Source organism: Elstera litoralis (assembly GCF_000963705.1).
Lineage (GTDB): Bacteria > Pseudomonadota > Alphaproteobacteria > Elsterales > Elsteraceae > Elstera > Elstera litoralis.
Genome location: NZ_LAJY01000847.1, coordinates 1 through 1,230 on the forward strand (window position 1 = coordinate 1; position 1,230 = coordinate 1,230).

3 protein-coding genes are annotated in these 1,230 nt (G+C 42.1%); all 3 read right to left on the bottom strand.

Annotated features, from left to right (window positions below):
- Window positions 1-274, bottom strand: a 274-nt coding sequence (locus VZ95_RS27670) for a hypothetical protein (protein WP_232302783.1), incomplete at its 3' end; no start/stop codon positions are given.
- Window positions 275-490: 216 nt separating this feature from the next.
- A complete protein-coding gene (locus VZ95_RS24625) occupies window positions 491-829 on the bottom strand; it encodes a hypothetical protein (protein WP_156995465.1) in 339 nt (112 codons plus the stop codon).
- Window positions 826-1,230, bottom strand: a 405-nt coding sequence (locus VZ95_RS20175; protein ID WP_045777456.1) for an AAA family ATPase, incomplete at its 5' end; no start/stop codon positions are given. The genes VZ95_RS20175 and VZ95_RS24625, both read right to left, overlap by 4 nt.

A 1,230-nucleotide genomic window follows, 5' to 3' on the forward strand; every position in this document is an offset into this window, starting at 1 on the left:
TAAAGCCAATCAAAGCGCTGCTATACTCCTCCTTCTTTCCTTTCTCATTCTGCCAACGAATAAATATAGTCGTTGATGCTAGATCACGGAGATAAGACATAATAAGCTCTAATGATTTACCTCCCGTTGACCTTCCTAATTTCTTTGCAATATCTCGTAACGATATTCTCGTTGTTATCTTTTTTGCACCTCGTGAAAACTCTCCAACTCCGCGCATCGCTGCAATAAGCGGGTCATTCTCGCTGATTCTAATAACGCCTTTTTTCCGACGCAATTTTTGCAAAGCGTTAGAAAAAGAAATAGGTGCGACCGATATAATGTGGTCGATGATCGTATTTCGATTTCTTGCTGAAAAGCGCCATTAGTGGTTATAATAGTTTTTTGAAATGGAGGGGGTTTTCTCCCCCTCCTGCTATTATTTTTGAATAAGCCTGTTCGCACCTCATTATAAAACCGTGCTGTTAACGTATCTTTATTTTCGGGATTTTGATTAATTTGTTGCATTTTTCAATACCTTCATCAGTTCACGGTTATCATTATCAACCTCTGTATTTCTGACTCCTCCTCGCCCTCTATGTGTCTTTGCAACTCTTTCCTTTACCCCCGTCTTCGTTTTCTTGGGCGCGGGAGGATCACCCGGTAATAGTATTCCTCCCTCCGAACGCTTTAACCAAATAAAATCATCATTAGTTCGTGGGCTATTATTTACCTTCCCTGCCTTCTTGTATCGAACCCAGGATAATCTTTCTTCGTGATCTATTTCGCCTTCATCATCCTCTTCTAATGATTCCTTTATCATCTCTCTTTTTTTAGCTTCTAATAACGTCATTGTCTGCAAAGTTTGTGCGATTCGAACCGATGCGCTAACCGACGAAGCCCCACGACCCCCGCAGAATCAGCCTCCATCTCTCGGGTCAGCCCGGCTTTACTTTCATGGTGCGATATAAGAACAGTGCAGTTTGTCCCGATTTTCTCAACTTCCTTAATAACTTCATCTTCTATCATCTCTAACAGTCGCGTCATATCCTCATTACTATTCTCGTTCAATTCGTGAAGTTTACCGAGAGGGTCAAGAATTATGAGACGGTATTTATTCTTGGTAATTAAATCTCGTAGTATTTTCAGCAGTGGGCCTGCCGATGGCAAATCCTGCTGATTGCCCTGACGAACGGCTAGTTTTGGTGCTCTGCCGCCACCCATTGCGATTATGTCGATATTCTCAATCGCTTC

What these genes read in the sequence shown, in the direction of transcription:
- VZ95_RS24625 (WP_156995465.1), bottom strand. Translation starts at nt 829, where the DNA reads ATGACGTTATTAGAAGCTAAAAAAAGAGAGATGATAAAGGAATCATTA.